The sequence below is a fragment of the Dokdonella sp. genome, assembly GCF_036518555.1.
Taxonomy (GTDB): domain Bacteria; phylum Pseudomonadota; class Gammaproteobacteria; order Xanthomonadales; family Rhodanobacteraceae; genus Dokdonella_A.
In genome coordinates, this window is record NZ_DATDMY010000123.1 from 1 (window position 1) to 4362 (window position 4362).

The 4362-nt window shown below is 70.9% G+C and carries 5 protein-coding genes and 1 pseudogene; 4 read left to right on the forward strand and 2 right to left on the reverse strand.

All coding sequences use genetic code 11. From position 1 onward, the window contains the following. Nucleotides 1-122: pseudogene (locus VI238_RS07290) on the reverse strand (leucine dehydrogenase); the annotation flags it as partial. A gap of 232 nt (nucleotides 123-354) precedes the next feature. On the opposite strand from VI238_RS07290, the gene VI238_RS07295 reads away from it, so the two are divergent. After that, nucleotides 355-957, forward strand: coding sequence for a TetR/AcrR family transcriptional regulator (locus VI238_RS07295; RefSeq protein ID WP_331649975.1), 603 nt, complete (start codon nucleotides 355-357; stop codon nucleotides 955-957). 18 nt (nucleotides 958-975) lie between these two features. Continuing rightward, entirely contained in the window at nucleotides 976-1902 is a 927-nt protein-coding gene (locus tag VI238_RS07300; RefSeq protein WP_331649976.1) for an alpha/beta hydrolase, read from the forward strand. Here the strand turns inward: VI238_RS07300 and VI238_RS07305 are convergent. Next, nucleotides 1887-2330 (reverse strand): GFA family protein, encoded by a 444-nt coding sequence (locus VI238_RS07305; protein WP_331649978.1) that lies wholly within the window; start codon nucleotides 2328-2330, stop codon nucleotides 1887-1889. The genes VI238_RS07300 and VI238_RS07305 overlap by 16 nt on opposite strands. A gap of 264 nt (nucleotides 2331-2594) precedes the next feature. On the opposite strand from VI238_RS07305, the gene VI238_RS07310 reads away from it, so the two are divergent. Both VI238_RS07310 and VI238_RS07315 read left to right on the forward strand, forming a co-directional pair. Next, the gene (locus tag VI238_RS07310) at nucleotides 2595-3476 is read left to right on the forward strand and encodes an Fpg/Nei family DNA glycosylase (RefSeq protein WP_331649980.1); all 882 of its coding nucleotides are present in this window, start codon (nucleotides 2595-2597) and stop codon (nucleotides 3474-3476) included. Nucleotides 3477-3670: 194 nt separating this feature from the next. Next, nucleotides 3671-4362 (forward strand): cobalamin B12-binding domain-containing protein (locus VI238_RS07315; RefSeq protein ID WP_331649983.1); only part of this gene is annotated, 692 nt, incomplete at its 3' end.

A 4362-nucleotide genomic window follows, 5' to 3' on the forward strand; every position in this document is an offset into this window, starting at 1 on the left:
CCGCCGAGGGCGGGGCCGAGCACGCTGTTGTGGATCGCGATGATGGCCTTCAGGCCGGCGTCCTTGCTGTGGCAGAAGACGATCTGCTCATGGCCGGTCTGCGAGACGGTTTCGAAAATCATGGCTGCTCCTGGCGACGCGAAAAAATACCCGTCCGGCCCGTGCGCGTATCGCGATGCCGGGCGAGGGACGAGCTGCAAGTGATTGATCGGGAATTCGGTTTTTGCGCATCGCCGGAGCGCGGCCGGCAAAATGCGGCGCGTAGTGTAGTCCCGCCCGCCCGCCCGCGACAGTGGCGCGGGTCGTCCCAGGCCGGCTCTTGAAAAAAACGAACGGTCGTACTATTTTCCGCTGATGAGCAGTCAGCCTGCCAACAGCAAGGGCGCCGCGACGCGCGAACTCATCATCGATCGCGCCTACGCGATTGCGAGTCGCGAGGGCCTCGAGGGGCTCTCCATCGGCGACCTCGCGCAGGCGGTCGGCATGTCCAAGAGCGGCGTGTTCGCGCATTTCGGCTCGCGCGAGGACCTGCAACTCGCGGTGCTCGACGAGGGCGGCCGCCGCTTCGGCGAGTTCGTGCTGATCCCGGCGCTGCGCAAGCCGCGCGGTCTCGCGCGCCTGCGCGCGATCATCGACGGCTGGTTCGACTGGGTGCGCGAGAACCAGCACGGCTGCCTCGTGATGTCCGCGATCAGCGAGTACGACTCGCTGCCCGGGCCGCTGCACGATGCGGTCGTCGCGCGCGTGCAGCGCTGGCGCAGCGACACGACCCGCGCGACCCAGATGGCGATCGACAGCGGCGAACTGCGCGCGGACACCGACCCGCAGCAGGTGTCGTTCGAGATCTTCGGCATCGCGCTCGCGCTGCACCACGACACCCGCCTGTTCGACCCCAAGCTCGCGCGCACGCAGGCCGAGCGCGCGATCGAGCGCCTGTTCGCCGCCCATTCCCCCTGAAGACTCCCGAGGTTCGCCATGGCCACGCTCGTCGCCGCAAGAAATAGCACGATCGTTCGTAATATCCGCTTTGCGCTGCTGCGCGCGAGCTTCGCCCTGGGCAGCTGGCTACGCCCGACCGCGACCTTGCGCCGCGCGTATCGGCTGTTCTGCACGCCGCTGTCGGTCACGCGCAGGCGCGCGCTCGCGACCGACGTCGGTGGCGCCGCGCTCGGTTCGCTCGCGATCGGCGGCGAGCAGGTCAGCACGTACACGTGGGGCGATCCGTCGACGCAGCCGTACGTGTTGCTCGCGCACGGCTGGTCGAGCCATGCGACGCGCTTCCTGCCGTGGATCGCGCCGCTGCGCGCGGCGGGTTTCGCGGTCGTCGGTTTCGACCAGATCGGTCACGGCCGCAGCAGCGGTCGCCGTGCGACGCTGCCCGATTTCGCCGTCGTGCTCGCCGAAGTCGCCCGCCGGCACGGCCCGGCCGCGGCCGTGATCGGTCATTCGCTCGGCGGCGCGGCGACCACGCTGGCGCTCGCCGACGGACTCGCGGCCGAGCGCGCGATCCTCGTCGCGCCCGCGGCCGATCCGCTCGACGCCGCATCGCGCTTCGGTCGCCTGGTCGGCCTCGCCGAATACCTGCGCGCGCGCCTGTTCGACGAATACGAAGCGCGGCATCCGCTGCGCGTCGCGAGCCTGCAGGCGCACCTCAAGGCGCCCGCGATCGCGCGTCCGCTGCTCGTCGTGCACGACCTCGACGACCGCGAAGTGCCGTGGTCCGAAGGCGAGCGCTACGCGCGTCATTGGCCCCGCGCCCGCCTGTTCACGACGACCGGCCTCGGCCACCATCGCATCGTCGACGACGGCGCGGTCATCGACGCGGCATTGCGGTTCCTGCGCGGCGAAACGGTCGGCGACCGCGTCGTCTCGTCGCCGAACCTTCCCTACGGATTCTGCTGAGGCGGCTCGTACACCGCGCGCGTATCGCGGCTGCTGCCCGGGTAGTGCGGCAACGCGGGGTCGAGCGCGGTCCACGCGAGCCTTTCCGCGACCCAGATCTCGCGCGTCGGCGCGAATGCGTCGGCCTCGTCGAGCGTCGCGCTCGCGATGTCGATCGTGCGCGCCTCGCCGTCGTGCTGCCAGGTGAGCGTGGTGCCGCAGCGCCCGCAGAACGTGCGCGTCACGCCGGGCGAGGACGCGTAACGCGTCGGCTCGCCGCGCGTGAAGCGGAACGCGTCGCTCGGAAACACCGCCCACGCCAGCGACGCTGCGCCCGCGGCGAGCCGGCAACTGCGGCAATGGCAATGCGTGCGCGCGACCGCGTCCGCTTCGGCGCGGTAACGGATCGCGCCGCAGAGGCAGCCGCCTTCGTGGGATGCGGAGGGCATGGGAGCTCCGGGGTCGTTGGAGGCGGGGATTGAAGCACGGAGCGCATGCCTGGACACATCCGCAGGCAGCGCGCGCGGCGGGCAGCGCACACGCGTCGCGGCCGGAGCCGTTCCCACCCCGCGCATGACGCGACTGCGGGTGAAGCGGTTCCTGCCGACGTCGGCACGGTGTGGCTGCGTCGTCGATCGCACCTGCAATCCGCGCGGATCGCGACTACCATGCCCGCTCCGGGGCAACGCATCGCCTCGCGAACGAGCGCCGCCTTGCCCGAGCTGCCCGACATCACCGTCTACGTCGAACGGGTGCGCGACGTGCTGCAGGGCGAGGCGCTGCGCGGCGTGCGCATCCTCAATGCCTTCGTGCTGCGCACCGCGGTGCCGCCCGTGAGCGCGCTCGAGGGTCGCACGGTCGTCGACGCGCGCAACCTCGGCAAGCGCGTCGTGCTCGAGTTCGACGGCGGCTATTTCCTCGTCATCCACCTCATGATCGCGGGCCGCCTGCGCTGGCTCGCGCCGCACGCGAAGGTGCCCGGGCGCATCGCGCTCGCCGCGTTCGAGTTCGACCTCGGCCAGCTCGTGCTCACCGAAGCGGGTACGAAGCGCCGCGCGTCGATCCACGTCGTCGAAGGCGCGGCCGCACTCGCCGCGCTCGATCCCGGCGGCGTCGACGTGTTCATCGCCGACCTCGCCGCGTTCCGCGAGCGGCTCGTGCGCGAGAACCACACGCTCAAGCGTGCGCTGACCGACCCGCGCGCGTTCAGCGGCATCGGCAACGCGTACAGCGACGAGATCCTGCACCGCGCGCAGCTGTCGCCGTTCGCGCTCACCCAGTCGCTCGACGACGCGACGATCGAGCGCTTGTTCCTCGCCACGCGCACCGTGCTCGACGAATGGACCGCACGCCTGCGGGCGCAAGCGGGCGCGTGGCCCGAGAAGGTCACCGCGTTCCACCCCGAAATGGCCGTGCATGGCCGCTACGGCCAGCCGTGTCCGGTCTGCGGCTCGCTCGTGCAGCGCATCGTGTACGCCGACAACGAGGCGAACTACTGCGCTCGCTGCCAGACCGGAGGGCGCCTGCTGGCCGATCGAGCGTTCAGTCGGCTGCTCAAGGACAGCTGGCCCAGGCACATCGACGACATCGGTTGATCGTGGATGCCGCACGTCGCGGCATCGTTGCAGGAGCCCACCCTGCGGGTGCGCGCTGACCCGGCAAGGTTCGGTGCGGCGGTCGCGCACAGGGTGCGCTCGTGCGATCGGCGGGTCGCGACGCGCCCGTACGGGCGCCCGGCGCGCGCGCGGCGTTACAATCGCGTCCCTCTCTCCCCGAACCGACCGCGCCGATGAGCACGACCGCCCGGAATCTTCCCCTCCACGACGCCTCGGCCGAGCAGGCGCCGCTGCGGTTCGTCACCGCGGCCAGCCTGTTCGACGGCCATGACGCCGCGATCAACATCATGCGCCGCCTGATCCAGGCGCAGGGGGCGGAAGTCGTCCACCTCGGCCACAACCGCTCGGTCGAGGACGTCGTGCGCGCCGCGCTGCAGGAAGACGCCGACGCGATCGCGCTGTCGAGCTACCAGGGCGGCCACGTCGAGTACTTCAAGTACATGGTCGACATGCTCAAGGAACGCGGTGCGAGCCACATCCGCGTGTTCGGCGGCGGCGGCGGCACGATCACGCCGGAGGAGATCCGCGAACTGCAGGCCTACGGCGTCGAGCGCATCTACCATCCGAACGACGGCATGCACATGGGCCTCGTCGCGATGATCGAGGACGTGATCAAGCGCACGCGCGAGGCGCAGGCCGCGCGCATCGCGGCCGAAGGCAGCGACGCGGTGCCGCCCGCGCAGGTGTCGATCGACGACGAGATCGCGGTCGGCCACGCGCTCACCGCGATCGAGGAAGGCCGCCACGACGAGCTCGTGCTCGACCGCCTGCGCAAGGAATGGCAGCTCGCCGGCAGCCGTACGCCGGTCATCGGCATCACCGGCACGGGCGGCGCGGGCAAGTCGTCGGTCGTCGACGAACTCAT

Excerpts from the sequence above, each read along its gene's own strand:
- VI238_RS07300 (WP_331649976.1), top strand. The coding sequence starts at position 976 with ATGGCCACGCTCGTCGCCGCAAGAAATAGCACGATCGTTCGTAATATC.
- VI238_RS07305 (WP_331649978.1), bottom strand. The coding sequence starts at position 2,330 with ATGCCCTCCGCATCCCACGAAGGCGGCTGCCTCTGCGGCGCGATCCGT.
- VI238_RS07295 (WP_331649975.1), top strand. The coding sequence starts at position 355 with ATGAGCAGTCAGCCTGCCAACAGCAAGGGCGCCGCGACGCGCGAACTC.